Source organism: Saccharothrix sp. BKS2, assembly GCF_047689505.1.
GTDB lineage: Bacteria > Actinomycetota > Actinomycetes > Mycobacteriales > Pseudonocardiaceae > Actinosynnema > Actinosynnema lopnurensis.
The window spans coordinates 1-24,772 of the sequence record NZ_JAUQOL010000009.1 but is presented as its reverse complement, the minus strand read 5'-3'; the positions used below and the strand labels follow the sequence as shown (position 1 = coordinate 24,772).

The following is a 24,772-nucleotide window of genomic DNA, read 5'->3' as shown; positions in this document are numbered from 1 at the left end:
ACCGAGGCGCTGTCGACCCTTCTCCACGACGATCGGGTGGGGAATGGCCGACACCCCCCGCACAGGACCGTCGGCGGAGGTCGCAGTGGCTCAGGCGGGCGGAAAACGCCCTGGGCGAGGTAGGAAACGACGACGCGGCCGGAGTAGCCGCTCTGACCGCGCCGTCGTCCTGCTGGGTGTCACAGCGCAGGTCGTCACGGTGATCGGGCTGATCATCGACCTGCTGCTCAGGTGAACGGTCGGGCGGCGCGCCGCGAAGCGCGTCGTCCGACCTCGCCCGGTCCGACGATACCAATTCCGCTTGAGAGGAACGGGATCGGGCGCGGGGTGGTCACGCGACCGGGTCGTCCCCGTTCCCCAGCCATGCGGCCAGGCGCGCCACGTCGGGCGCTTCCCCGCGCGCGGCCAGCTCGGCGCGCACCGCGCGCACGACGTGCGGCTGTTCGAGCAGCACCCGTGGCGCCGGACCGGGGGACAGGGCGCGCAGCGCGAGCCCGTACCCCGACCACGCGCCCGGCCTGCCGGGTCCGGCGGAGAGCTCCACCTCGTACGCGGCGCGTGCTCCGCCGTGGTCCCCGGTCACCAGGGCGAAATCCGCGTCGGTCACGTCCGTGCCGACCTTCCGCACGTCGCCCGTCGGGTCCGCGCGCATCGCGTCGAACGCCGCCCGGCCGGAGATCAGGACCCGGGTCAGGATCGCCTTGGCGTCCAGCCTGGGCGGCGCCCGGTCCGGCACGACGGGGGAGGGCGGCGCCGAGGCCGGCGCGGGTGCGCCGGCGGACCACCGCTCGACGCACCCCAGCACGTGGTCGCGCACCGGGTGGAGGTGGGTGGCGCGCCACGCGGCCCGGTGGTCCAGGATCGCCGTCTCCGCGGCGGCCAGCAGCCCGGCGGGGACGTCGGCGTCGCGCAGCGCCCACAGCCGCTCCGCCAGGCGGTCCGCGAACCGCCTGGCGAGGTCGGTCAGCGAGGGGCGGCGGCGCAGGTCGTCCAGCGCCCCGGTCACCTGCGCCCGGACCAGGGCGAACTCGAAGTGCGCCAGGGCGGCGTCCGCCCCGCTCGCCTGCTCGCGCTGCCGCGCCCAGAACTCCGCCACCGCCAGGAATGCGTGAACTCCCTGGTAGAGGCCCGAGACGGGGCGGGGGTCGTCGCGCCAGGGCGCGTAGCAGGTGGTGGCCGGGTCGACGCCGGTCAGCGGGACGAGGTGACCGATCGCGTTCAGCTTGCTGTGCTGGTACTCGTGCACCATCGTCACGGCCAGCTGCACGGCGTCGTGCGGCTCGGAGATGATGGCGGCGCCGTAGCCGTCGCCGACCGACCCGCTGTGCGGCCGGAAGCGGTACGCCGCCGGGCGCGGGGTGATCACCGACAGGCCCGCGGACAGCTCCCGCGCCCGGTGCGGGTGGTCGCGCCCCAACAGCGCCCACGCCTCCGCGAGCACCTCACGCCACCTCTCCAACGACGGCCCGGACAATGCGTCGGGGGGTTCGGGCACCGCCAATCCCCGGTATGGCCCGGTGTCGTCCAGGTGGATGCGCGGCGTCGCCGCACCACCCCCATCCGGAAAAACGCGGATGGGAATCAATTCCACGGCGTGGACCGAGCCGTCGTCCCTTTTCGCGGTGAGTCCCGAGGCGTCCGACATCACCGTGCCGTGGCCCCATCCGGACGAAGGTGATAATCGCGCGGAACCCAGACCGGGCAGCACGGCCGTGCCCTCCCACAGCGGGACGGTCATCGCGAAGCGCAATTCTGCGGTTGCCCCGGCCGCGACCGCCAGGGAGTGGAGCTGTCCGACGTGGAACCAGAGGGGCGTGGTGTCGGGGACCCGGCCGCGCAGGCGGCGCAGGACGTGCGCCGACCACATGCCGACCTGCGGGCGCGACAGGAGGTCGGCGACGGCGTGCGGCCGAGCCCGCTCCGCCGTGACCAGCAACTCCCACGCCTCCGCGACGGGCGGCAGCGGACCCTCGGCGGCGGGGTGCTCCCGGGCGTGGCGCAGCACCAACCGCAGTGCGAGCAACCGCCTGGTGCGCTCGACGTCGCGCAGCAGCGACGCCGTGCCGTCGTCCGTCCCGGTGGACGCCACGGCGTCCAGTTGGGCCAGGGTGATCGCGTGGTTGGTCGGCGACGGCGTCACGTGCTCGGGGTTCCGGCCTGCCACCTCGTGGTCGCTCCTCGTCGTGGGCGTGGGTCCGCCGGTCAGGAGTCGTAGCCGCCCACGCTGCTGCTGGCGTGGTCGACCTGTCTGAGGAAACGCTCCGCCGACGCCGCCAGCGCCTCGTCGTCGAATGCCTCCAGGGCGTCGAGGGGAACGTTCGTCAGGTCCACCAGACCGGAGTCGATCCGAATTGTGGATTCATCCACCAGCGAGCCTCCCGACTTGGCCACCAGGTAGGGCGTCCCCCGTGCGGGTGGGGGATTCACCCTCGACGGCATGACTCAGTGTAATGTCGTTGAAACGGAGCGGAAGAGGTGCGTATGGCGGTATTCGGTGCTGCCGGTGACAACTAGACGTCGTCGTCCCGTTCCCCCATCAGGGTGTCCAGTTCGGCCATTTCGGTGGTGCCGGCGGCGTAGAAGCGGATCGCCTCGACCAGCGCCTTGAGCCCGCGCGGGTAGTGCGCGCACGTCCGGACGATGCTCACCGTGTCCGGCCGGTCCGCGCCGTGGCGCGGGACGGCCCCGGCGAACGGCAGCTCGCGCAGCACCAGGTCGCGGCCCTCCCTGGTGTCGAAGCCGGTGGTCTTCAGCAGCACGGTCACCAGCGGGCCCAGCTCGGTCAGGGTGAGGGGCCGGGGGGCGGCCGGGGTGGTCGGCGGGGCGGCGGGGGTGAGCGGCCGGCCGTCCACCAGGCGCACCCACGCCCGGTCGTTGATCTCCTTGACCTCCACCGCCACGGGCTCGTACTCGTCCGGGTGGGCGGCCGGGTCCTGGCTGACCACCGCCTCGTAGAACCACCGGGAGACGATCAGCACCAGGGACGCGGTGGAGTCGCGCAGCGCCCGCTTGGCCTCCGCCGCGTCGAGGATCCGGTGCACCAGGACCAGCCCCGGAGCGGTCTTGCCGCGCGCGTCGTAGGCCAGTTCGTCCGCGTGCAGCGCCATCCGCATCCGCATCCGCGCGCCGGTGGAGTGGGCGGCGTTGTAGCGGCGCAGCCCGGCCGCCAGCCTGGTCGGCAGGTGGTCGGCCAGGACGGTCTTCCGCACCTCCGGCGGCACGACCACCAGCAGGCTGTCGCCCGCGTCGTCGACGTCGTCCTCCGACCACGGCACCCCGCACTCGGCGAACGCCTCGCGCAGCACCCGGTACATGCCCTCGCGCAGCACGAGGCGGTCGTGGGTCGTGCGCGCCAGGTCCCCGTAGCTCTCGACGTCCACGACGACGAACGACCGGTGGACCGCGCCTGACCCCATGGGACCTCCCCGTGCTTGTTGTAGCCCACCGGGGGCGCGTCGCGGCAGCCGTGCCACTCGAAATGACCAACGCGCGAGCGACGTTGCGCCCGGGGTGGTCTGGTTCGGCCGGGTTTGGGTAAAGGGTGGGGGTGGACGGGTACGGATTCACGCTCGCGCTGGTCGCGGTGCTGGTGCTGCTCAACGCGTTGTTCGCCGGGTCGGAGATGGCCCTGATCTCGCTGCGGGAGGGGCAGCTGCGGGGGTTGGAGCGCGACGGGAAACCCAGCGCGAAGACCCTCGTGCGGCTGGCGCGCGACCCCAACCGGTTCCTCGCCACCATCCAGATCGGCATCACCCTGGCCGGGTTCCTGGCCTCGGCGACGGCGGCGGTGTCGCTGGCCCGGCCGATCGTGCCGGCGCTGTCGTTCCTGGGCACCGCCGCCGACGCGGTGGCGATCGCCCTGGTCACGGTGGTGCTGACGTTCCTGACCCTGGTCTTCGGCGAGCTGGCGCCCAAGCGGCTGGCCATGCAGTACGCGCTGCGCTGGGCACTGCTGGTGGCGCGCCCGCTGCACGTGCTCTCCACGATCTCCCGGCCCGCGGTGTGGCTGCTGAGCTCCTCCACGAACCTGGTGGTGCGCGTGTTCGGCGGCAAGCCCGACGCCGAGTCCGAGGAGATGTCGGCCGAGGAGCTGCGCGAGCTGGTGCACGCCCAGCGCGGTCTCAACGCCGAGCAGCGGATGATCATGACCGGCGCGCTGGAGATCAACGAGCGCCGGCTGCGCGAGGTCCTGGTGCCGCGCCGGTCGGTGGTCACCCTGGACGCCGCGCTGGACGTGCCGTCCGCCCGCGCCGAGCTGGCCGCCTCCGGCCACTCCCGCGCCCCGGTGGCCCGCGGCGGCCACCTCGACGACGTGGTGGGCGTGGTGCACCTGCGCGACCTGCTCGACGACGACGCGGAGCTGGTCGACCTGGCCAGGCCGCCGGTGGTGTTCCCCGACTCGGTGAAGGTGTCCGACGCGCTGCGCCGGTTCAAGGCCGAGCGCGAGCAGCTGGGCCTGGTGGTCGACGAGCACGGCGCGGTGGACGGCATCATCGCGCTGGAGGACCTGCTGGAGGAGATCGTCGGCGAGATCCTGGACGAGACCGACCGGGACGTGATGGCCGTGCGCAACGGCGCGGACGGGTCGATGGTGCTGCCCGGCACGTTCCCCGTGCACGACCTGGGCGACATCGGGGTGGAGCTGCCCGACGCGCCGGCCGGCGACTACGCCACCATCGCTGGCCTGGTGCTGGTGCTGCTCGGGCGCATCCCGGAGGCGCCCGGCGACCGGGTGTCGGTGTCCGGCTGGACCGCCGAGGTGCTGGCCGTGGAGCACCACGCCATCACGTCGGTCCGGCTGCGCCGCCAGGAGTCCGGCGCGGAGGAGTCCGGCGCGGAAAAGCCGAGTGGGGAGGAGTCCGGAGCGGAAGAGCCCGGCGAAGGGGCCGGGCCCGCCCCGGAGGACGGGCCCGGCCGGTAGGACCCCGGGTCAGCGCCCGGCGGCCGCCACCCACGCCTCCAGCCCGGCGGCGTCGGACGGCAGGGCCGCGGACAGCACCCGGTTGCCCTCCGGGGTCACCACCACGTTCTCCTCCAGCCGCACGCCGATGCCGCGCAGCTCCGGCGGCACGGTCTCGTCGTTCGGGTGGAAGTACAGGCCCGGCTCGACGGCCAGCGCCATGCCGACCTCCAGCGTCCCGTCGTGGTACGCCTCGGCGCGAGAGTTCGCGCAGTCGTGCACGTCCAGGCCCAGGAAGTGCCCCACGCCACAGGCGATGTAGCGGCGGTGGTGCTGGCCGTCCGGGTCCAGCGCCTCGTCCACCGACACGGGCAGCAGGCCCCAGTCGTGGAGGCCCTCGGCCAGCACGCGCATGGCCGCGCGGTGGAAGTCCCGGTACTCCGCGCCCGGCCGGACGGCGGCCAGCGCGGCCACCGACGCGCGCTCGATCAGCTCGTGCACCCGCCGCTGCGCCGGGCTGTAGGCGCCGGACACCGGCAGCGTGCGGGTGATGTCGGCGGTGTAGAGCGTGTCCAGCTCCACGCCCGCGTCCAGCAGCAGCACCGCGTCCTCCGGCACCGGACCGTCGTTGCGCACCCAGTGCAGCACCGGCGCGTGCGGCCCGGCCGCCACGATCGAGGCGTAGCCGGGGCCGTTGCCCGCGGTCCGCGCCCGCCGGTCGAACGTGCCCTGCAACCAGCGCTCGCCACCGCCCTTGACCGCGGTACCCAGCTCGGCGGCGACGTCGGCGAAGCCCAGGACCGTGGCGTCCACGGCGGCTTGGAGCTGGCCGATCTCCCAGTCGTCCTTGACCCGCCGCAGCTCGGCCAGCGTGGTCCGCAGCGCGGCCGTGTGGTCCGCGCCGGCCAGGGCGTCCAGCAGCGGGTCCACGCCCACCGTCGCGTGCACCGCGGGCAGCCTGCCGCGCAGCGCCGAGGGCAGCTCGTGCAGCGGGCGGCACCGCACGCCCAGCGCCCCGGACCACGCGCCCAGGTCCGGCACCGGGCCGATCCACAGCTCGCCGTCGCGGGCGTTGGCGAAGAAGTCGGGCTCGTCGGGGCCCGCGGGCGGGCGCAGGAACAGCTCCGCCTCGTGCCCGTCGCCCACCGGGTGCATGACCAGCACGGCGCCCTCGGCGGAGCAGCCGGTCAGCCAGGAGAAGTCGCTGTCGGGGCGGAACCCGAAGTCGGTGTCGTTGGACCGCACCGGCGCCCAGCCGGCCGCCACGGCGATGCGCGCGCCGGGCAGCGCGGCGCTGAGCCGGGCGCGGTGCGCGGCGGCGGCACCGGCGGCGCCGGGCGCGACGCGCGCGGTCCGGTCGGCCGGGCCCCAGCCGTCCCGGACGAACTCGCGGAACCCCCGGGCGTCGACGAGGTTGCTCGGGTCGCGGCGGGCGGGTTTGGTCACGGTCGGCAACCTTTCGGGGTGGGGGCTCGTCACTCGTCCGGTCCCGATCGGCGAACGGACGCGCACGGGCATGCTCTCATCGTCACCCGTTCACCCGGCCGAGTGCCTCCCGGGGGAAACGCCCTCGCCGGAGGGGGCGATCCGGTAGGCAACAGCCGGGAGGTGTCCGCATGAAGCCAGAGGAAGTCGTCGAACTGCGGGTCCACGGCGTCTCCGGCACGCCGCCGGAGCACGTGCTGGGCGATCCGTTCCCCACCCCCGTGGCGGGGGACGACGTGGCCAGGTTCCTGCGGGCGGGCCGGCCCGCCGCCACCCTGCCCGGCGAGCGGCCGGCGCGGGAGCGGGTGGTCGAGGCGTTCCACTGGGGCCGGTTCACCTCGGGCGGCGCGAGCCGGGCGCTGTGGCTGCTGATGGCCCCGTTCGCGGTGCTCAACCTCGCCCGGTACGCGCTGCTGGGCGCGGGCCGGTTCGCCGAGGCGGTGCTCCGGCTCCTCGGCCTGGTGCTGACCTGCATGTTCGTCACGACCGTCGGGTACGTGTCGCTGGAGCTGGTGGTGCGGCAGTGCGCGGCCGCCGCGGCGTGCCGGGCCGAGCACACCTGGCTCGACTCCTTCGCCGACTGGCCGTTCGGGGCGCTGCTGCTGCTCGGGACGGCGCCGCCGGCGCTGGTGGTCGCGGTGCTGTGGTGGTTCGGCCGGCAGACCTTCCTGTACGAGCCGCGCGGCACGCACCACCGGTGGGAGACCCACACCGGCAGCCTCGGCGACTACGCGTTCTGGCACACCTCGCCGCGCACGCCGGTGCTGCGCGACGCGCACGTGGCCGCGTCCTGCGTGGTGCTGGGCGTGCTGCACGCGGGCGCGCTGCGGACCGCGCTGCCCGACGGCGCGCTGTCGTGGTCGGTGATCGGCCTGGCCGTGCCGCTGCTGGCGTGGGTGGTCGGCTGCGTGACCACCTCCCCGGACCGGCGCGCCGCCAACACGCGGCCGCTGAAGTGGGCGGCGGCGGTCTACCTGCTGCTCACGGCCGGGTTGGCGGCCGTGTTCCTGTGGCGGCTGCCCACCGATCCCGCGCCGCCGCTGGCGGGGTTCGAGGCGGTGACCAACGTGCTGGCCGCGCTGGCGATGCTGCTGCTGGTGGCGCTGTTCGCGGCGTGCGCGCGGATGCGGCGCTCCCCGCGCGGGGTCGAGCTGATGGCGGTCGACGCGCGGTTCCGGCCGATGTGGCACGGGTACGGGGCCGCGGTGGTCGCGGCGCTGGCGACCACGCTGGCGGTCGGGTTCAGCGGCGGCCTGGCCTACCGGGTGGTCGAGTGGCTGGGCGACCCGGCCCCGACCGGGCGGCCGGGCCTGGGGCTGAGCACGAGCTACCTGTTCGGGGCCGGGCTGTGGGGCGTGCTGGCGATCGGGTTCGCGCTGCTGCTCGGCCCGGTCGTGGCGGCGATGGTGGGGCAGGTGTCCAGCGCGCTCGTGCTCGCGACCGGGTCCGCGCTGGCCTGCGCGGCGGTGGTGCTGCGGTGGGCCTCCGCGCCCGGCTGGGCGGTCTGGGGCGGCCTGGCCGGCGCGACCGTGCTGTACGCGGTGGGCGTGTGGTCGGGCGTGCACCACGCGGTGGGCGAGGCGGTCCGCGCCGGGGTGTGCGAGGACTACCCCGGCCCGCCCACCCGGCCCGGCGTCACCAAGGTCGCCCTGAGCAGGCGGCTGGCCTCGGCGAAGTTCCGCTACCACTGGGTGCTCGGCGCCCTGGCCGTGCTGGGCGGGGTGCTGGTGGTGGCGAGCGGTGGAATCGCGCTGGCGCGGCTGGCGCACCCCGGCTGGCGGGCCACGCCGCCGCCCGGCCTGGCCGACTGGCTGTCGTCGCGGCCGGCGCAGGAGCTGGGCGGGCTGGGCAGCCTCGCGGTGTCCGGGTTCGTGGTGCTGCTGGCGGTGCTGGGGCTGCGGTCGTGGCAGAGCGGCAAGATGCGCACGGCGGTCGGCGTGGTGTGGGACCTGGTGGCGTTCTGGCCGCGCGCGGCGCACCCGATCTGCCCGCCCCCGTACGGCGGGCGGGCGACCATCGAGCTGACCTCGCGGGCGGTGCGGCTGGCCGGGCACCACGGGGTGGAGGCGGTCGTGCTGTCCGGGCACAGCCAGGGCAGCGTGGTGTGCTTCGCCGCGCTGGCGCTGCTGAGGCGGGAGGCCGAGCGGCCCGACCCGGCCGACGGGCGGCGCTACATCGGGCAGGCCGAGGCGGCGGAGGCGCTGCGCCGGGTGGGCCTGGTGACCTACGGGTCGCAGTTGCAGTGGGCGTACTCGCGGCTGTTCCCGCACTACCTGGGGCACGCCGAGCTGTGCTCCCTGCACCGGGAGCTGGAGGGCCGGTGGTGGAACGTGCACCGGTTGACCGACCCGCTGGGCGGGCCCGTGGAGGCGTGGGAGGCGACCGAGGACGAGCGGGTGTGCGCGGGGGACAAGCTGTGGGGCGTGCGGTGCGGGTACGACGTGCGGTTGCGCGACCCGGAGTTCCTCGACCCCGACCCGGACATGGTCGCCTCGCCGCTGCGCGGGCACGGCGACTACTACCGGGACCCGGTGTTCGACGAGGTGGTGGCCCGGGTGGCGGAGGCGGTGGTGGAGCGGCGCGAGGCCGAGGTGCTCAAGGCGCTGAGCCCGTAGTGCGGGAAGGCCCCGGCGGGGCCCTCTCCCGCGCGGGGTAGGTTGCCCGGGTGGTCCACCACCCCGGGAAGACCCGATGATCGAAGTCCTCGCGACCGCGCTGGTGGTCGTGGCCCTCGTCGCGGCCGTGTGGTCGCTCGTGCTGGCCGTCGCCGACCGGCCGATCACGCTCGCCACCAAGCCCACCCTCGGCCTGGCCGGCGTGGTCGTGCTGCTGGAGGTCGGCCTGCTGGCGCAGCTCGTCGCGGGCGTCGTGAACGTGGTCGGCACCGACCGGGAGCTCGACGTGCCCACCTTCCTCGGCTACCTGGTCGGCGTGGCGGTGGTGCTGCCGCTGGGCGCGTTCTGGTCCCTGGCCGAGCGGTCGCGGTGGGGCGCGGGGGTGCTGGCCGTCGCGTGCCTGAGCGTGCCGGTGATGGTGCTGCGGCTCAACCAGCTGTGGGCCGGCCATGGGTGACGCGCTGGCGGAGACCACGCGGTCGGGTCCGGGCCGGATGCTGATCGCGGTGTACGGGATCTTCGCGCTGGCGGCCACCTCGCGCTCGGCCGTGCAGCTGGCCACGCGCTTCGACCAGGCGCCGCTGGCCTACCTGCTGTCGGCGTTCGCGGCCGTGGTCTACGTGGTGGCGACGGTCGCGCTGGCGGGCGCGGTGCCCCGGCGGCTGGCCTACCTCGCCTGCGGGGTCGAGCTGGCCGGGGTGCTGCTGGTCGGCGCGGCGAGCCTGGTGTTCCGGGACGCGTTCCCGGACGCCACGGTCTGGTCGGGCTTCGGCAGCGGTTACCTGTTCGTCCCGCTCGTGCTGCCCGTCCTGGGCCTGCTGTGGCTGCGGCACACCGACCGGACGCGCTGAACCGGACGCGCTGAACCGATCCCGGGTCGCCCGCGTAATGCAGTCGGCGGTCGGGGGCCGGACCTCGGCCGGCGGGTCCGCGGCGGGGCCGAAATCGACCTCGGGTGTCTGGCAGGGCACACCGCCGCGGACCACGGGGTCGGGGACGCGCTCGCGTCCCCGGCCTCCGTGATGAAGATCACTCGTGCGTGCGCACGATTGGGTGACGGGAATTCCCGCAGGTCACGAGGATGGGAACGGTTCGACCCTGAGCCCGTTCTCAGCCGGGGTGTGCGAGCGTTCGCGCACCGACCCGCGGACCGCGCGCGAGGACGCGCCGGCCGGTCCGCCCACCAAGGAGATGCCCAAGATGTCCGTGCTGGCTCGGCTCAGCCTGGCCAACCGAGGTCTCGTCGGGCTGCTCAGCCTCGTCGTCATCGGTTTCGGCGTGCTGACGCTGCCCTCGATCAAGCAGCAGCTGTTCCCCTCCATCGAACTGCCCGCCGCGGTGGTCGTCGCGCCGTACCCGGGTGCCTCCCCGGACCTGGTGGACAGCCAGGTCGCGGAGCCGATCCAGGCCGCCGTGCGCGGCGTCGACGGGGTCGAGGAGGTGATCACCCGCTCGCAGGAGAGCTCCGCCACCGTCCAGGTGATGTTCACCTACGGCACCGACATCGACGCCGCCGTCGCGCAGATGCAGCAGGCGGTCAACCGGCTCGGGCCGCGCCTGCCCGAGGGCGTCGACCCCACCGTGGCCCAGGGCGGCACCGACGACATCCCCGTCGTCGCGCTCGCCGCGACCTCCGGTGACGACGACATCGCCACCGCCGCGCGCCTGCGCGCCGAGGTCGTGCCCGAGCTGGAGGCCGTTCCCGGCGTCCGCGAGGCCGCCGTCAGCGGCGAGCGCGAGCGCGAGATCACCGTCACCGTCGACTACGCCCGCCTGGGCGCCGCCCGCGTCGACCCGCAGGCCCTGACCGCCGCCCTGGCCTCGGCCGGCGCCGCGGTGCCGGCGGGCACCGTGCCCGAGGCCGACAAGACGCTGACCGTGCAGGTCGGCGGCCCCGTCACCTCGGTCGACGACCTGCGGAGACTGCCCCTGACCTCGCCCGGCGGTCCGGTCGCGCTCGGCGACGTGGCGCGCGTGGAGTCCGCGCCCGCCGCCGCGACCGTGCTGACCCGCACCGACGGCGAGCCCACCCTCGGCGTCACCGTCACCATGAACGCCGACGGCAACGCGGTCGAGATCTCCCGCGCCGTGCGCGACCGGCTCGACGAGCTGGGCGAGGCCGCGGGCTCGCGGCTCACCGTCGCCTTCGACCAGGGGCCGGAGGTGGAGAAGGCCATCAGCGGCCTGACCACCGAGGGTCTGCTGGGCCTGCTGTTCGCGGTCCTGGTGATCCTGCTGTTCCTGCTGTCCGTGCGGTCCACCCTGGTCACGGCGGTGTCCATCCCGCTGTCCGTGGTGGTCGCGCTGATCGCCCTCTACACCGGCGACCTGTCGCTGAACCTGCTCACCCTCGGCGCGCTGACCATCGCGGTGGGCCGGGTGGTCGACGACTCGATCGTGGTGCTGGAGAACATCAAGCGCCACCTCGGCTACGGCGAGGACAAGCAGCGCGCCGTGCTCGACGGCACGCGCGAGGTGGCGGGCGCGGTGACCGCGTCCACGCTCACCACGGTCGCGGTGTTCCTGCCGATCGCGTTCGTCGGCGGCATCGCCGGCGAGCTGTTCGGACCGTTCTCCATCACGGTCACCGTGGCGCTGCTGGCCTCGCTGCTGGTGTCGCTGACGATCGTGCCGGTGCTCGCGTTCTGGTTCCTCAAGCCCCCCGCCGTGCCGGAGGACCCCGAGGCCGCCGAGCGGGCCCGGCAGGCGGCGCTGGACAAGGAGCGGCGCAGCCCGCTGCAACGCGCCTACGTGCCGGTGCTGCGGTTCGCCACCACCCGCCGCTGGCTCACGCTGGTGCTCGCGGTGTTCATCTTCGGCGGCACGCTCGGCCTGGCCGGGACGCTGGAGACCAACTTCATCGACAACTCCGGCGGCACCGCGCTCCAGGGCAGCCAGAAGATGCCGCCCGGCACCAGCCTGGCCGCCCGCGACGACGCCGCCCGCAAGCTGGAGGGCGTGCTCGCCGAGACCGACGAGGTCGAGACCTACCAGGTCACCATCGGCACGGACAACAGCCTGGCCGCGTTCGGGTTCGGCGGCAGCGGTGACACCTCGGTGAACGCCACCGTGCGCGAGGGCACCGACCTGGAGGCGTTGCAGGACCGGCTCACCGAGCGGTTGGCGGGCACGCCGGGCACCGGTGAGGTCACCTTCGGCGCGGCCGCCGCCGGGTTCGCCTCCGACAGCATCGACGTGCTGGTCACCGCGTCCGACGCGGACACCCTGCGCGACGCGGCCGACCGGGTCCAGGCGGCCGTCTCGGGCGTCTCGGGCGTGGGCGAGGTGACCAACGACCTGGGCGTCAGCGCGCCGCGCGTGCAGGTCACCGTCAACCAGGACGCGGCCGCCGCGCGCGGTCTGAGCAGCCAGAGCATCGGCCAGTTCGCGGCGCAGGCGCTGCGCGGCGTGCCGGTGGCCGAGCTGCCGGTCGACGGGCGGCCGCAGCGGGTCGTGCTGCGCACCGGCGCCGCGCCGGGCGACGTGGAGGCGCTGCGCGCCCTGCCTCTGCCCGGCGGCGTCGCGCTCGGCCAGGTCGCCGAGGTGTCCGTGGTGGACGGTCCGGTGCAGGTGCGGCGCACCGACGGCGCGCGCAGCACCACCGTGTCGGCCAAGGCCACCGGGTCCGACCTGGGCGCGGTGACCGCCGACCTGACCTCGCGGCTGGAGGGGCTCGACCTGCCCGGCGGCGCGTCCTACCGGATCGGCGGCGTGAGCGCCGACCAGGCCGAGACGTTCGCCGACCTGGGCCTGGCCATGCTCGCGGCCATCGCGATCGTGTTCCTGATCATGGTGGCCACGTTCCGCAGCCTGGTGCAGCCGCTGATCCTGCTGGTGTCGATCCCGTTCGCGGCGACCGGCGCGATCGGCCTGCTGCTGCTCACCGGCACGCCGCTCGGCCTGCCCGCGCTGATCGGGATGCTGATGCTCGTCGGCATCGTGGTGACCAACGCGATCGTGCTGATCGACCTGGTCAACCAGTACCGGCGGGACGGGATGCCGGTGCGCGAGGCCGTGGTCGAGGGCGGTCGGCGGCGGTTGCGACCGATCCTGATGACCGCCGCGGCGACGATCTTCGCGCTGCTGCCGATGGCCCTGGGCATCACCGGCGAGGGCGCGTTCATCGGCAAGCCGCTGGCGATCGTGGTGATCGGCGGCCTGATCAGCTCCACGCTGCTGACGCTCGTGCTGGTGCCCACGCTGTACTCGATGGTCGAGGGGCGCAAGGAGCGCAAGGCGGCGAAGCGGGCGGAGCCCCGGGTGGACGAGCGCGAGCCGGTCACCGTCTGAGGCAGTCCGACGACGGGCCCCGCCCGGGTAACCGGGCGGGGCCCGTCGCCGTGGAAAACGATTTACCAAGGCGGTGGAAACCGCTGATCAGGGCCGTGGAAAACGATTTACCCCAGGCAGGACCCGTTGCTGCGCGGGCCGGCGCGCCGCCTCAGACCGCCGGCTCAACCTCGGGTTCAGGCCGCCTCAGAGCCCAGGCTCAGGCCGCCGCCTCAGACCTTCGCCTCAAACCTTCGCCTCGACCTCCGGCTCGTAGGCCAGGTTCGGGCGCAGCCAGCGCTCGGCCTCCGACAGCGGTAGACCCCGCCGGCGCGCGTAGTCCTCGACCTGGTCGCGCCCGATCCGGCCCACCGTGAAGTACCGGGAGTCCGGGTGCGCGAAGATCAACCCGCTCACGCTGGCCGCCGGCGTCATGGCGAACGAGTCGGTCAACCCGGTGCCCTGCTCCTCGGCACCCAGCAGCGCGAACAGCTCCCGCTTCTCGCTGTGGTCCGGGCTGGCCGGGTAGCCGAACGCGGGCCGGATGCCGCGGAAGCGCTCCGCGTGCAGGTCCTCCAGCGCCGGGTCGGCGTCCGGCTCGAACCACTCGCGCCGGACCCGCAGGTGGACGTGCTCGGCGAACGCCTCGGCCAGCCGGTCGGCCAGCGCCTTGACCATGATCGACCGGTAGTCGTCGTACTCGGCCTCGTACGTCGCCGCCAGCTCCTCCGCGCCGTGGATCGACACGGCGAACCCGCCCAGGTGGTCGCCCTCCGGCGCCACGTAGTCGGCCAGGCAGCGGTTGGGGCGGCTCGGCGGCTTGCGCGTCTGCTGGCGCAGCATCGGCAGCCGGACGCCGTCCACCACGACGTCGTCGCCCTCGGCGTGCGCGGGCCAGAAGCCGTACACGCCCCGGGCCCGCAGCGAGCCGTCCGCGACGATCTGGTCCAGCATCGCGTTGGCGTCGTCGAACAGCTCCCGCGCGGCCGGGTTCTCCAACACCCTCGGGTACTTGCCCTTGAGCTCCCAGGCCAGGAAGAAGAACGTCCAGTCGATCATCCCGCGCAGCTCGGCCAGGCTCGGCTCGACCACGCGCACCCCGGTGAACGCCGGCGTCGGCAGCTCGTCGAACGGCACGTCCTCGGCGTTGGCGCGGGCCTGCTCGACGGTCAGCAGGGGCGTGCTGTGCCGGGTCTCGTGCTCCTCGCGCAGCCGCTGCTGCTCGACCCGGTTGGCCGCGGCCAGCTCCTCGGCCCGGTCCCGGTCCAGCAGCGCCGACACCACGCCGGTCACCCGCGACGCGTCGAGCACGTGCACCGTGGGCTCGTCGTAGGCGGGGGCGATGCGGACCGCGGTGTGCTGCCGGGACGTGGTCGCGCCGCCGATCAGCAGCGGCAGCTTCAGCCCGCGCCGCTGCATCTCCGCCGCCACCGCCACCATCTCGTCCAGCGACGGCGTGATCAGGCCGGACAGGCCCACCACGTCCGCGCCCTCGATGACCGCGGTGTCCAGGATCTTCGCCGCGGGCACCATCACGCCCAGGTCGACGACCTCGTAGTTGTTGCAGCCCAGCACCACGCCGACGATGTTCTTGCCGATGTCGTGCACGTCGCCCTTGACCGTGGCCAGCACGACCTTGCCGTTGCCGCGCGGCGCGCCGGGGTCGCCCCCCGCGGCCTCCCTCTCCGCGTCCATGAACGGCTCCAGGTGCGCGACCGCCCGCTTCATCACGCGCGCGCTCTTGACCACCTGCGGCAGGAACATCCGGCCCGAGCCGAACAGGTCGCCGACGACCTTCATCCCGTCCATCAGCGGGCCCTCGATGACGTCCAGCGGGCGCTTCGCCTGGAGGCGCGCCTCCTCGGTGTCGTCCACGATGAAGTCCACGATGCCGTGCACCAGGGCGTGCGACAGGCGCTCGGCCACCGGGCCCTCGCGCCACGACAGGTCCACGGTGCGCTTGGTGCCCTTGCCCGCCACCCCCTCGGCGAAGGACACCAGCCGGTCGGTGGCGTCGGGGCGGCGGTCGAACAGCACGTCCTCGACCAGTTCCAGCAGCTCGGCCGGGATGTCCTGGTAGACCGCGAGCTGACCGGCGTTGACGATGCCCATGTCCAGGCCCGCGCGCACGCCGTGGAACAGGAACGCCGAGTGCATGGCCTCGCGCACGGTGTCGTTGCCGCGGAAGGAGAACGACAGGTTCGAGATGCCGCCGCTGATCCGCGCCCCCGGGCAGCGCTCCTTGATCCGCGGGATCGCGTCCAGGAACGCCCTGGCGTAGCCGTTGTGCTCGGGGATGCCGGTGGCGACCGCCAGCACGTTCGGGTCGAAGATGATGTCCTCGGCCGGGAAACCGGCCTCCCGGGTGAGCAGGTCGTAGGCGCGGGCGCAGATCTCCACCTTGCGCTCGGCGGTGTCGGCCTGGCCCTTCTCGTCGAACGCCATCACCACCACGCCCGCGCCGAAGTCGCGGATGCGGCGCGCCTGGGCGAGGAACGGCTCCTCGCCCTCCTTGAGGCTGATCGAGTTGACCACGCCCTTGCCCTGCACGCACTTCAGCCCGGCTTCCAGCACGCTCCACCGCGAGCTGTCGACCATCACCGGCACGCGGGCGATCTCGGGCTCGGTGGCGATCAGGTTGAGGAACGTGGTCATCGCCCGCTCGCTGTCGAGCAGGTCGGCGTCCATGTTGACGTCCAGCAGGTTCGCGCCGCCGCGCACCTGCTCCAGCGCCACGGTCACCGCGCCCTGGTGGTCGTCGGACTCGATCAGCCTGCGGAACTTCGCCGAGCCCGTCACGTTGGTGCGCTCGCCGATCATCACGAACCCGGTGTCCGGACCGATCTCGAACGGCTCCAGACCGCTGAACCGGGTGCGGTCCCCGATGCGGGGCACCGGGCGCGGCGCCGCGCCCCGGACCGCCCGCGCGATCTCCGCGACGTGCTCGGGGGTGGTGCCGCAGCACCCGCCGACGACGTTGACCGCGCCCTCCTCGGCGAAGCCGCGCAGCAGCTCGGCGGTCTCCTCCGGGGTCTGGTCGTAGCCGCCGAACGCGTTGGGCAGGCCCGCGTTGGGGTGGCTGGCGGTGTAGGTGCCCGCGAGGCGGGCCAGTTCCATGACGTGCGGGCGCATCTCGGCCGCGCCCAGCGAGCAGTTCACGCCCACCACCAGCGGGTCGGCGTGGGCGACGGAGTTCCAGAACGCCTCGACCGTCTGACCGGACAGCGTGCGACCGCTCAGGTCGACGATGGTGACCGAGATCCACAGCGGCAGGTGGGGCGCGACCTCGCGGGCGGCGGCCACGGCGGCCTTGGCGTTGAGCGTGTCGAAGATCGTCTCGATGAGCAGCAGGTCCACGCCGCCCTCGGCGAGCGCGCCGATCTGCTCGGCGTAGGTGGCCTGGACCCGGTCGAAGTCGACCGTGCGGAAGGCCGGGTCGTCGACGCGCGGCGAGAGCGAGAGGGTGACGTTGAGCGGGCCGACGGAGCCGGCGACGAACCGGCCGCCGACCTCGTCGGCGGCCTGGCGGGCCAGCCGCGCGCCGCTCAGGTTCATCTCGCGAACGTGCTCCTCCAGGCCGTAGTCGGCCTGGGCGATGCCCGTCGCGGTGAAGGTGTTGGTGGTGGTGATGTCCGCGCCCGCGGCCAGGTAGCGGCGGTGCACGTCGAGGATGACGTCCGGGCGGGTGATGTTGAGCAGGTCCGGGTCGCCGGTGACGTCGTGCGGGTGGTCGCCGAGCAGGTCACCGCGGTAGTCGGCGGGGGAGAGGCCGGCGGACTGGAGCATCGTGCCCCACGCGCCGTCGAGCACGGCGACGCGCTGGTCCAGCAACTCCCGCAGGGCGTTTTCCGACACGAAGCCTCCCGTGGTCTCCTGGGAGGCGCCCTTCACCGTTGCTCGCGACCGAGCGTGGCGGGCTCGTCACCCGTTGCAGCGCCTCTCGACCGCACGTGCGATGGTAGCGCTCCTCACGATTCCGGACACTTCCTCCCACCCCCTGGAACATCCCAGCCCATCCACGCGAGTCGTACGCTCAGACCGACCGTGTCGTACGTCCAGGACCCCCGAGTTCCACATTCGCGCACCGTCACGCACCGTGATCACAGGGCGATCACCACTTCGAGGGTGCGGGGCCCGTGGACGCCCTCGACGCGCTCCAGCTCGATGTCGCTGGTCGCCGACGGCCCGCTGATCCACGTCTGGGTGGCCACACCCGCCAGGGCGGCCACCGCGTCGGGAACACCGGCCACCACCTGGTCGGCCCGGACCACCACCAGGTGGTAGTCGGGCACCAGGGTCAGCGCGCGGGGCCCCTGGTCGGCGGCGGCGTGGTCCAGGACGATCGTGCCGGTCTCGGCGACGGCGACGTGGCACGCGGTGAGCACGGCGTCGGCGCGTTCGAGGGCGTCCACGTCCACCGGCGCGCGGGTGGCGCCGGGCGCCCAGTCCAGGGGCACGCCGGGCGCGGCCACGACCCGCCGCGCGCCGCGGTCGCGCAGGGCGGTCGCGACGGCCTCGCCCAGCTCCGCCGCGGGCACCACGCGCACCCGCGCCCGGTAGTCCCGCAGGCGCTCGGCGAACAGGTCCACGTCACCGGGCCCCCGCGAGCCCGCCGCCCGGTACGCGCGGGGCACCGGGCCGGCCGCGCCGCCCTTGGCCCGCCGGACCCGGGCCAGCACCTCGTCACGCGCGTTCACCGGTCCTCCCACCAGTCGCGGAACGTCTGCCGCGGCGGCTGCGGCAGGTCGCGGGCCGTCGACCACCCCGGCAGCGGCACGTGCCTGCTCGCCGCCCGCCCGAACCGCCCCAGCCGCGCGAACCGACGCCACCGCCGCCCGTCCGACATCGCCCACGCCAGGGCGCGCATCGCGGTCGACTCGGGCGTGGCGCGCCGGGACTCGACCACCCTGCCCCGCAGGTGCACCAGCATCGACGGGATGTCGATCGCCACCGGGCACACGTCGTAGCAGACCCCGCACAGCGACGAGGCGAACGGCAGCGTCGGGTTCCGCGCCACGCCGGTCAGCTGCGGCGACAGCACCGCGCCGATCGGACCGGGGTAGGTCGAGCCGTACGCGTGACCGCCCGTGCGCTCGTACACCGGGCAGGAGTTCAGGCACGCCGAGCAGCGGATGCACCGCAGCGCCGCCCGCCCCCCGGGGTCGGCGAGCGTGGCCGTGCGGCCGTTGTCCACCAGCACCACGTGGCTCGTCTGCCCCTCGGTGGGCCCGGTCCACACCGACGTGTAGGGGTTCATCCGCTCGCCCGTGGACGACCGGGGCAGCAGCTGGAGGAACACCTCCAGGTCCCGCCACGACGGCAGCAGCTTCTCGATGCCGACCACGCTGATCAGCGTCCGCGGCAGCGTCAGGCACATCCGGCCGTTGCCCTCGGACTCGACCACCACCAGCGACCCGGTGTCCGCGATGCCGAAGTTCGCGCCCGAGACGGCCACGTCCACCGTGAGGAACTTCCGCCGCAGGTGCGCGCGCGCCGCCTCGGCCAGGGCCCGCGGGTCGGCGGTCAGGTCCGGGTCCACGCCGGGCATCTCGCGCCGGAAGATCTCCCGGATCTCCGCCCGGCCCCGGTGGATCGCGGGCACCAGGATGTGGCTCGGCCGGTCGTGACCCAGCTGCACGATCAGCTCCGCCAGGTCGGTCTCGACGGCGTGCACGCCCGCCTCCGCCAGGGCCTCGTTGAGGCCGATCTCGGCGGTGGCCATGGACTTGACCTTGATCACCTCGCGGGTGCCGGTCGCGGTGACGAGGTCGGTGACGATCCGGTTGGCCTCGTCGGCGTCGCGCGCCCAGTGCACGTGGGTGCCGCGCGCGGTCAGCGCCTCCTCGAACCGCACGAGGTACTCGTCCAGGTTGGCCAGCACGTCGTCCTTGATCGCCGCGCCCGCCGCGCGCAGCTCGGCCCAGTCCGGCAGCTCGCCCACGACGGCCGCGCGCTTGGCCCGGATCGTGGAGGTGGCCTTGGCGAGGTTGCGGCGCAGCTGCGCGTTGCCGAGCGCCTCGCGGGCGGCCTCGGGGAACGGTGGGCCGGTCAGGTTGCCGCGGCCGGTGGGCAGGCCCAGGAACGTGCTCATCGCGTGTGCTCCAGGATCTGGGCGAGGTGCAGCGGGCGGACGCCGCCGCGCAGCCTGCTCAGGCCGCCGCCGATGTGCATCAGGCAGGACGAGTCGCCGGCGGTGAGGACGCCCGCGCGGGTGCTGATGACGTTGCTCATCTTGTCGGCCAGCATGGCGGTGGAGGTGTCGGCGTTCTTCAGCGCGAACGTGCCGCCGAAGCCGCAGCACGTCTCCGCGGCGGGCAGCTCGACCAGGTCGATGCCCTCCACGGCCTCCAGCAACCGCAGCGGGCGGTCGCCCACCCTCAGCACGCGCAGCGAGTGGCACGTGGGGTGGTAGGTGACGCGGTGCGGGAAGTACGCGCCGACGTCGGTGACGCCCAGGACGTCCACCAGGAACTCCGACAGCTCGTAGGTGCGCCTCGCGGTGTCCTCGGCGGCGTCGGCGAGCCCCGCGTCACCGTGCTCGCGGGCGACCGCGGCGTGCTGGTGGCGCACCGAACCCGCGCACGAACCTGACGGCACGACGACCACCTCGGCGTGCTCGAAGGCTTTCACGTGGTTGCGCACGATCGGCAGCGCCTGGCCCGCGTAGCCGGTGTTGATGTGCATCTGGCCGCAGCACGCCTGGGCCGGCGGCACGACCACCTCGTGGCCGAGCCGTTCCAGCAGCCGGACGGTGGCCTTGCCGACGTCCGGGAACAGGCCGTCGACCAGGCACGTGACGAACAGCGCGACTCTCACGTCCGCGGAGTCTAGGCTCTGTGGTCAGACCACACCAGGGTGTGGTCTGACCACAGGAGGTGTGCGGTGTCCGGGTACGACGCGGTGCTGCGGCACGTGGAGTCGGAGCTGACCGCGGGCCGGCTCGGCGTCGGGCAGCAGCTGCCCGGGGAGCGTCGGCTGGCCGAGGGGCTGGGGGTCAGCCGGGCGACCGTGCGCGAGGCGATCCGGGTGCTCCAGGCGATGGGCGTGGTGCGCAGCGGCGTCGGCTCGGGGCCCGACGCGGGGACGACGGTGATCGCGGACCCGGCGGGCGGCCTCGGGTCGGCGCTGCGGCTGCACCTGGCCACGCGCCGGTTGCCCATGGCGGACCTGGTGGACACGCGGGTGATGATCGAGAGCCACGCGGTGCGGGCCGCGGCCGCGACGCCCGACCACCCCGAGCTGGTGCGGGCCGCCGACCTGCTGGTGCGCATGGACGCGCCGGACCTCGACGCGGACGCGTTCCACCTGCTGGACGCGGACTTCCACGTGGCGCTCACGGCGGCGGCGGGCAACGCCGTCAACACCGCCGTCATGGCCGCCCTGCGCGACGCGATCCACCGAACGGTGCTGGACGCGGTGCGGGCGTTGCCGGACTGGTCGCGCACGGCCGTGCGGCTGCGCCGCGAGCACCGGGGCATCCTGCGGGCGCTGCGGGCGGGGGACGCCGAGCTGGCGGCGGAGCGGGTGACCCGGCACGTCCGGGGGTTCCACCGGGAGTGGGTCCGGCACGCGGGGGGCCGTCGGCTGACCTGAACGTGGAACTCGGGGGTCGTGAGCGTTCGACTCGCGCGGGCTGAACGTTCGACACGGTGGGCGTGAGTGTTCGACTCGCGCGGGCTGGACGTGTTCTGAACGTGTAACTCGGGGGGTCTGGACGTACGACTCGCGGGGTCTGGAGGTACGACTCGCGCGGTTGGTCAACGCTTGAAGCGGTTGACCACGGTCATGTACGAGGTGGGGAACAGGCGGGCCAGGACGTCCGGGGCCACGGCGCTCCACGCGATCAGCACGCGTCCTTTGCGCTTCCGCACGCCGGTGAGGATCTGCTCGGCCGCCTTGTCGGCGGGGTAGGTGAGCAGCTTGGCGAAGCTCGCCCTGCCCTCCGCCGCCTCGGCCGCGTTCGCGCCGCTCGCCACGCGCGCGGTCTCGGCGATCCGGGTGCGGATGCCGCCGGGGTGGACGCTGGTCACGCCGACGCCCCGGTCGGCCAGCTCGTGCCGCAGCGCCTCGGTGAAGCCGCGCAGCGCGAACTTGCTGGCGGAGTACGCGGTCTGGCCGGGCGGGGCGATCAGCCCGAACAGGCTGGAGACGTTCACCACGTGGCTGCCCGGCGACTCCAGCAGGCTGGGCAGGAACAGCCGGGTGAGCGCGACCGGGGCGCGGAAGTTGACGTCCAGCACCCAGTCGAACTCCTCGGCGCCGACCTGGTCGAAGGTGCCGCCCAGGGCGACACCGGCGTTGTTGATCAGCAGGGTGGGGCGCGGGTGCCGGGCGAGCACGTCGGCGGCGAGGGCGTCCAACCCGGACACGTCGGACAGGTCGGCCACCACCGGGTCGACCCGGACGCCCCGGATCCGGCCGGCGACCTCGGCCAGCCGCTCGGCGTCCCGGTCGATCAGGACGAGGTGGCTGCCCCGCCTGGCCAGGCCGTACGCCATCTGCTCGCCCATGCCGCTCGCCGCGCCCGTGAGGACGGCGGTCCCGCCGGCGAACCGGTGAGGGGGGAGCTTGGACATGCGGCCTCCTTCGGTCGTGGTCCGCACCAGTGTGGCGGGGTGGTGGGGGTGGGTGTGGGGGTTGGAGGTGGAGCGCCGGTCAGGGGCGGTAGCGGAGGCCGTCCAGGACCAGGTCGAGCATCCTGCCGGGGGCGCCCAGCTGGGTCGCCGCGCCGGCGATGCCGCTGATCGTGACCAGCACGTCGGTCGGCTCCAGGTCGGTCCGGCCCATCGCCGCCAGCAGCCTGCCCATGGCGCCGACCAGGAGGTCACGGCTCTCCGAGTACGGGTCCGAGCCGGAGGCGATGACCGCGCGCAGGGCGTCGGCCATGCCGTGCTTGGTGGCCGTGTAGTCGACGAACCGGTCCATCCACACCCTGGTCGCCCGGTCCGGGGGCAGGGTGTCGAGCAGCTCGGGCACGGCGTCGCACAGCTTGCCCAGCTCGTTGCGGTAGACCGCCTCCACCAGCGCCTCGCGGGTGGGGAAGTGGCGGTAGAGGGTGCCGATGCCCACACCGGCGCGCTTGGCGACCGACTCCAGCGCCACGTCCGCGCCCTCGGTCGAGAACGCCTCCAGCGCGGTGGCCAGCAGGCGGTCCCGGTTGCGCCGGGCGTCGGCGCGCAACGGACGCGACACGGTGCCTCCTCGTGCTCGGGGTGACGTGGATCACCATGAAAACGGAGGAGCCTCCGGTTAGGTTGGAAGTACCGGAGGGCCCTCCGCTTCAGTGTAAGGCCACGTACGACAACGAACGACAACGGACGACAACGGAGCAGAACATGAGCGAGCGCATCACCACACCGTTCAGTGCGGAATCGACCGCGGCGGAGGTCGTCTCGGGCATCGACCTGGGCGGCCGGCGGGCCGTGGTCACCGGCGGCTCCTCCGGCATCGGCGTCGAGACGGCGCGGGCGCTGGCGGGCACGGGCGCGGAGGTCACCCTGGCGGTGCGCGACACCGCCGCCGGGCAGCGGGTGGCCGGCGAGATCGGCGGGGACGTGCGCGTGGCGCGGCTGGACCTGGCCGACCAGGCGTCCGTGGCCGCGTTCGTCGCCGGCTGGGACGGCCCGCTGCACCTGCTGGTCAACAACGCGGGGGTCATGGCGACGCCGGAGACCCGCACGCCGGAGGGCTGGGAACTCCAGTTCGCCACCAACCACCTCGGGCACTTCGCGCTGACCACCGGGCTGCACCGGTACCTGGCCGCCGGGGGCGCCCGGGTCGTGCAGGTCAGCTCCAGCGCCCACCACCGGTCCGGCGTGGTGTTCGACGACATCCACTTCGAGCGGCGCCCCTACGAGCCCTGGTCCGCCTACGGCCAGAGCAAGAGCGCGAACGTGCTGTTCGCGATCGAGGCGACCCGGAGGTGGGCCGCCGACGGGATCACCGCGAACGCCCTGATGCCCGGCGGCATCATGACCAACCTCCAGCGGCACGTCACCGAGGAGGAGATGACCCGGCTGCGGGCGCAGGTCGGCGCAACCGACTTCAGGTGGAAGACCCCGGAGCAGGGCGCGGCGACCTCGGTGCTGCTGGCCACCTCGCCGCTGGTGGAGGGCGTCGGCGGGCGGTACTTCGAGGACTGTAACGAGGCGCTGCCGGGTGTCGGCGACCCCCGGCACGGGGTCGCGGCCCACGCGCTGGACCCGGATGCCGCGACCCGGCTGTGGGCGGTGACCGAGGAGACCCTGGCCCGGTGAACCGGCCTCGGGACCGGGAGGGGCTTGACCTTCAGGTTGGCTGAAACCCGATGATGACCGGGTGCCGAAGTCCGAACTGCTCACCATCGGCGGCTTCGCCCGCTCCAGTGGGCTGACCACCAGCGCGCTGCGCTTCTACGCCGACTCGGGCCTGGTCGAGCCGGCCAGCGTCGACCAGGCGTCCGGCTACCGCTACTACGCGCCGGACCAGGTCGAACGCGCGGTGATGATCCGCCGGCTGCGCGAGATCGACATGCCCCTGGAGCTGATCGCCGAGGTCCTCGACCCGGGGTGCCGCGAGGCCGCCCGGATCGTCGACGACCACGTGGCCGGCCTGGCGCACCGGGCCCACCGGGCGCGGGAGACGGCCGCGGCGGTCAAGGCCCTCCTGCGGCCGTCCCCGCCGGCCCCGTCGGTGCGGGTGAACGGGTCGGTGTTCACCACGGCGGTCGAGCAGGTCCTCACCGCGACGACCCACGAGCCGGGCCTGCCCGTGCTCAACGGCGTGCACGTCGAGGTCTCCGCCGACGGCGTCGTGCTCACCGCGACCGACCGGTACCGGCTGTCGACCCGCACGCTGGTCCCGGTGCGGCCGAGCGGGTCCGACTGGTCGGCCACGCTCGACGCCGACGACCTGCGGCCGGTGCTGCCGTGGACGCGTCGCCAGCACGGGCTGGGGCTGGGCGCGGGGCCCGGGAGCGTCCTGCTCCTGGGCGACGCCGACGCCCGCGAGTGCCGGACCCTGGCCGAGCCCTTCCCCGACCACCGGCTGGTGCTGGCGGCGCTGCCCCCGGTGCTGACCCGGGTCCTGGTCTCCCGCAACGCGCTGGTGCGCAGCCTGGAGGGGCAGCACGACCACCGGGTCCGGCTGGACGTGGCCGGGGCCGCGGTGACCGTCTCGTCGGGGGAGGCGCTCCCCGCCACCGTCACCGGCCCCCCGATCGGGATCGACTTCGCCCTCTCCACGCTGCACCCGGCGATCAGCACGGCCGTCGGTCCCGAGGTGATGCTCGACCTCGCGGGACCGGACCAGCCGGTCGTGGTCCGCTCCGCCGACGACGGTGACCTCACCACCCTGGTGATGCCCCTGCGACCCGAACCCACCGCACAGGAAGGCCCGGCATGACCGCCGCACCACCGGACGAACCCGCGACGACGGATTCCACGGCAACGGATTCCACGCCGACGGATTCCACGCCGACGGATTCCACGCCGACGGATTCCACGCCGACGGATTCCACGCCGAC

At 74.0% G+C, this 24,772-nt stretch carries 18 protein-coding genes; 8 read left to right on the top strand and 10 right to left on the bottom strand.

The window, feature by feature from the left end:
* Window positions 1-331 precede the first annotated feature (331 nt).
* From Q5530_RS20090 to Q5530_RS20080, 3 genes are all read right to left on the bottom strand, one after another.
* A complete protein-coding gene (locus Q5530_RS20090) occupies window positions 332-2,164 on the bottom strand; it encodes an HEXXH motif domain-containing protein (protein WP_415364216.1) in 1,833 nt (610 codons plus the stop codon).
* 38 nt (window positions 2,165-2,202) lie between these two features.
* Complete coding sequence (locus Q5530_RS20085) at window positions 2,203-2,391, bottom strand: hypothetical protein (protein WP_415364215.1); 189 nt, start codon at window positions 2,389-2,391, stop codon at window positions 2,203-2,205.
* Between the two features lie 119 nt (window positions 2,392-2,510).
* Window positions 2,511-3,416 carry an effector-associated domain 2-containing protein gene (locus tag Q5530_RS20080; RefSeq protein WP_415364214.1) on the bottom strand — a complete coding sequence of 302 codons (906 nt, stop codon included), beginning with the start codon at window positions 3,414-3,416 and terminating at the stop codon, window positions 2,511-2,513.
* Between the two features lie 131 nt (window positions 3,417-3,547).
* On the opposite strand from Q5530_RS20080, the gene Q5530_RS20075 reads away from it, so the two are divergent.
* Window positions 3,548-4,921, top strand: a complete 1,374-nt coding sequence (locus Q5530_RS20075) for a hemolysin family protein (protein ID WP_415364213.1) — start codon at window positions 3,548-3,550, stop codon at window positions 4,919-4,921.
* 9 nt (window positions 4,922-4,930) lie between these two features.
* Here the strand turns inward: Q5530_RS20075 and Q5530_RS20070 are convergent, their stop codons facing one another.
* Window positions 4,931-6,346, bottom strand: coding sequence for an aminopeptidase P family protein (locus Q5530_RS20070; RefSeq protein ID WP_415364212.1), 1,416 nt, complete (start codon window positions 6,344-6,346; stop codon window positions 4,931-4,933).
* A gap of 170 nt (window positions 6,347-6,516) precedes the next feature.
* Between Q5530_RS20070 and Q5530_RS20065 the strand changes: the two genes are divergently transcribed.
* The 4 genes from Q5530_RS20065 to Q5530_RS20050 all read left to right on the top strand — a co-directional run bounded on the left by Q5530_RS20065 (window position 6,517) and on the right by Q5530_RS20050 (window position 13,290).
* The gene (locus tag Q5530_RS20065; RefSeq protein ID WP_415364211.1) at window positions 6,517-9,000 is read left to right on the top strand and encodes a hypothetical protein; all 2,484 of its coding nucleotides are present in this window, start codon (window positions 6,517-6,519) and stop codon (window positions 8,998-9,000) included.
* A gap of 76 nt (window positions 9,001-9,076) precedes the next feature.
* Window positions 9,077-9,457 carry a hypothetical protein gene (locus Q5530_RS20060; protein ID WP_380635350.1) on the top strand — a complete coding sequence of 127 codons (381 nt, stop codon included), beginning with the start codon at window positions 9,077-9,079 and terminating at the stop codon, window positions 9,455-9,457.
* On the top strand, window positions 9,450-9,851 hold the full coding sequence (locus Q5530_RS20055; protein ID WP_415364210.1) for a hypothetical protein: 402 nt from the start codon (window positions 9,450-9,452) through the stop codon (window positions 9,849-9,851). Before Q5530_RS20060 ends, Q5530_RS20055 begins: the two co-directional genes overlap by 8 nt.
* Before the next feature lie 349 nt (window positions 9,852-10,200).
* Window positions 10,201-13,290, top strand: coding sequence for an efflux RND transporter permease subunit (locus Q5530_RS20050; protein ID WP_415364209.1), 3,090 nt, complete (start codon window positions 10,201-10,203; stop codon window positions 13,288-13,290).
* 225 nt (window positions 13,291-13,515) lie between these two features.
* Here Q5530_RS20050 and metH read toward each other — a convergent pair whose 3' ends face one another.
* From metH to Q5530_RS20030, 4 genes are all read right to left on the bottom strand, one after another.
* Complete coding sequence (metH, locus tag Q5530_RS20045) at window positions 13,516-17,124, bottom strand: methionine synthase (RefSeq protein ID WP_415364208.1); 3,609 nt, start codon at window positions 17,122-17,124, stop codon at window positions 13,516-13,518.
* A gap of 245 nt (window positions 17,125-17,369) precedes the next feature.
* On the bottom strand, window positions 17,370-17,966 hold the full coding sequence (locus tag Q5530_RS20040; protein ID WP_415364207.1) for a LutC/YkgG family protein: 597 nt from the start codon (window positions 17,964-17,966) through the stop codon (window positions 17,370-17,372).
* On the bottom strand, window positions 17,963-19,360 hold the full coding sequence (locus tag Q5530_RS20035; protein ID WP_415364206.1) for a LutB/LldF family L-lactate oxidation iron-sulfur protein: 1,398 nt from the start codon (window positions 19,358-19,360) through the stop codon (window positions 17,963-17,965). Before Q5530_RS20035 ends, Q5530_RS20040 begins: the two co-directional genes overlap by 4 nt.
* Window positions 19,357-20,085, bottom strand: a complete 729-nt coding sequence (locus tag Q5530_RS20030) for a (Fe-S)-binding protein (protein WP_415364205.1) — start codon at window positions 20,083-20,085, stop codon at window positions 19,357-19,359. The genes Q5530_RS20035 and Q5530_RS20030 overlap by 4 nt, the downstream gene beginning before the upstream one ends.
* Before the next feature lie 66 nt (window positions 20,086-20,151).
* Between Q5530_RS20030 and Q5530_RS20025 the strand changes: the two genes are divergently transcribed.
* A complete protein-coding gene (locus Q5530_RS20025; RefSeq protein ID WP_415364204.1) occupies window positions 20,152-20,862 on the top strand; it encodes a FadR/GntR family transcriptional regulator in 711 nt (236 codons plus the stop codon).
* A gap of 164 nt (window positions 20,863-21,026) precedes the next feature.
* Here Q5530_RS20025 and Q5530_RS20020 read toward each other — a convergent pair whose 3' ends face one another.
* Together Q5530_RS20020 and Q5530_RS20015 are read right to left on the bottom strand one after the other, a co-directional pair.
* Complete coding sequence (locus Q5530_RS20020) at window positions 21,027-21,845, bottom strand: SDR family NAD(P)-dependent oxidoreductase (RefSeq protein WP_415364203.1); 819 nt, start codon at window positions 21,843-21,845, stop codon at window positions 21,027-21,029.
* Between the two features lie 79 nt (window positions 21,846-21,924).
* Window positions 21,925-22,461 carry a TetR/AcrR family transcriptional regulator gene (locus Q5530_RS20015; RefSeq protein ID WP_415364202.1) on the bottom strand — a complete coding sequence of 179 codons (537 nt, stop codon included), beginning with the start codon at window positions 22,459-22,461 and terminating at the stop codon, window positions 21,925-21,927.
* 143 nt (window positions 22,462-22,604) lie between these two features.
* Between Q5530_RS20015 and Q5530_RS20010 the strand changes: the two genes are divergently transcribed.
* Together Q5530_RS20010 and Q5530_RS20005 are read left to right on the top strand one after the other, a co-directional pair.
* Window positions 22,605-23,525: an SDR family NAD(P)-dependent oxidoreductase gene (locus tag Q5530_RS20010; RefSeq protein ID WP_415364201.1), complete on the top strand. Its 921-nt coding sequence runs from the start codon at window positions 22,605-22,607 to the stop codon at window positions 23,523-23,525.
* 61 nt (window positions 23,526-23,586) lie between these two features.
* Window positions 23,587-24,651: a MerR family transcriptional regulator gene (locus tag Q5530_RS20005; RefSeq protein WP_415364200.1), complete on the top strand. Its 1,065-nt coding sequence runs from the start codon at window positions 23,587-23,589 to the stop codon at window positions 24,649-24,651.
* The last annotated feature ends 121 nt before the right edge of the window (window positions 24,652-24,772 follow it).

Coding starts and splice junctions, on each gene's coding strand:
- Q5530_RS20080 (WP_415364214.1), bottom strand. CDS start 3,416: ATGGGGTCAGGCGCGGTCCACCGGTCGTTCGTCGTCGTGGACGTCGAG.
- Q5530_RS20065 (WP_415364211.1), top strand. CDS start 6,517: ATGAAGCCAGAGGAAGTCGTCGAACTGCGGGTCCACGGCGTCTCCGGC.
- Q5530_RS20060 (WP_380635350.1), top strand. CDS start 9,077: ATGATCGAAGTCCTCGCGACCGCGCTGGTGGTCGTGGCCCTCGTCGCG.
- Q5530_RS20055 (WP_415364210.1), top strand. CDS start 9,450: ATGGGTGACGCGCTGGCGGAGACCACGCGGTCGGGTCCGGGCCGGATG.
- Q5530_RS20050 (WP_415364209.1), top strand. CDS start 10,201: ATGTCCGTGCTGGCTCGGCTCAGCCTGGCCAACCGAGGTCTCGTCGGG.
- Q5530_RS20035 (WP_415364206.1), bottom strand. CDS start 19,360: ATGAGCACGTTCCTGGGCCTGCCCACCGGCCGCGGCAACCTGACCGGC.
- Q5530_RS20020 (WP_415364203.1), bottom strand. CDS start 21,845: ATGTCCAAGCTCCCCCCTCACCGGTTCGCCGGCGGGACCGCCGTCCTC.
- Q5530_RS20010 (WP_415364201.1), top strand. CDS start 22,605: ATGAGCGAGCGCATCACCACACCGTTCAGTGCGGAATCGACCGCGGCG.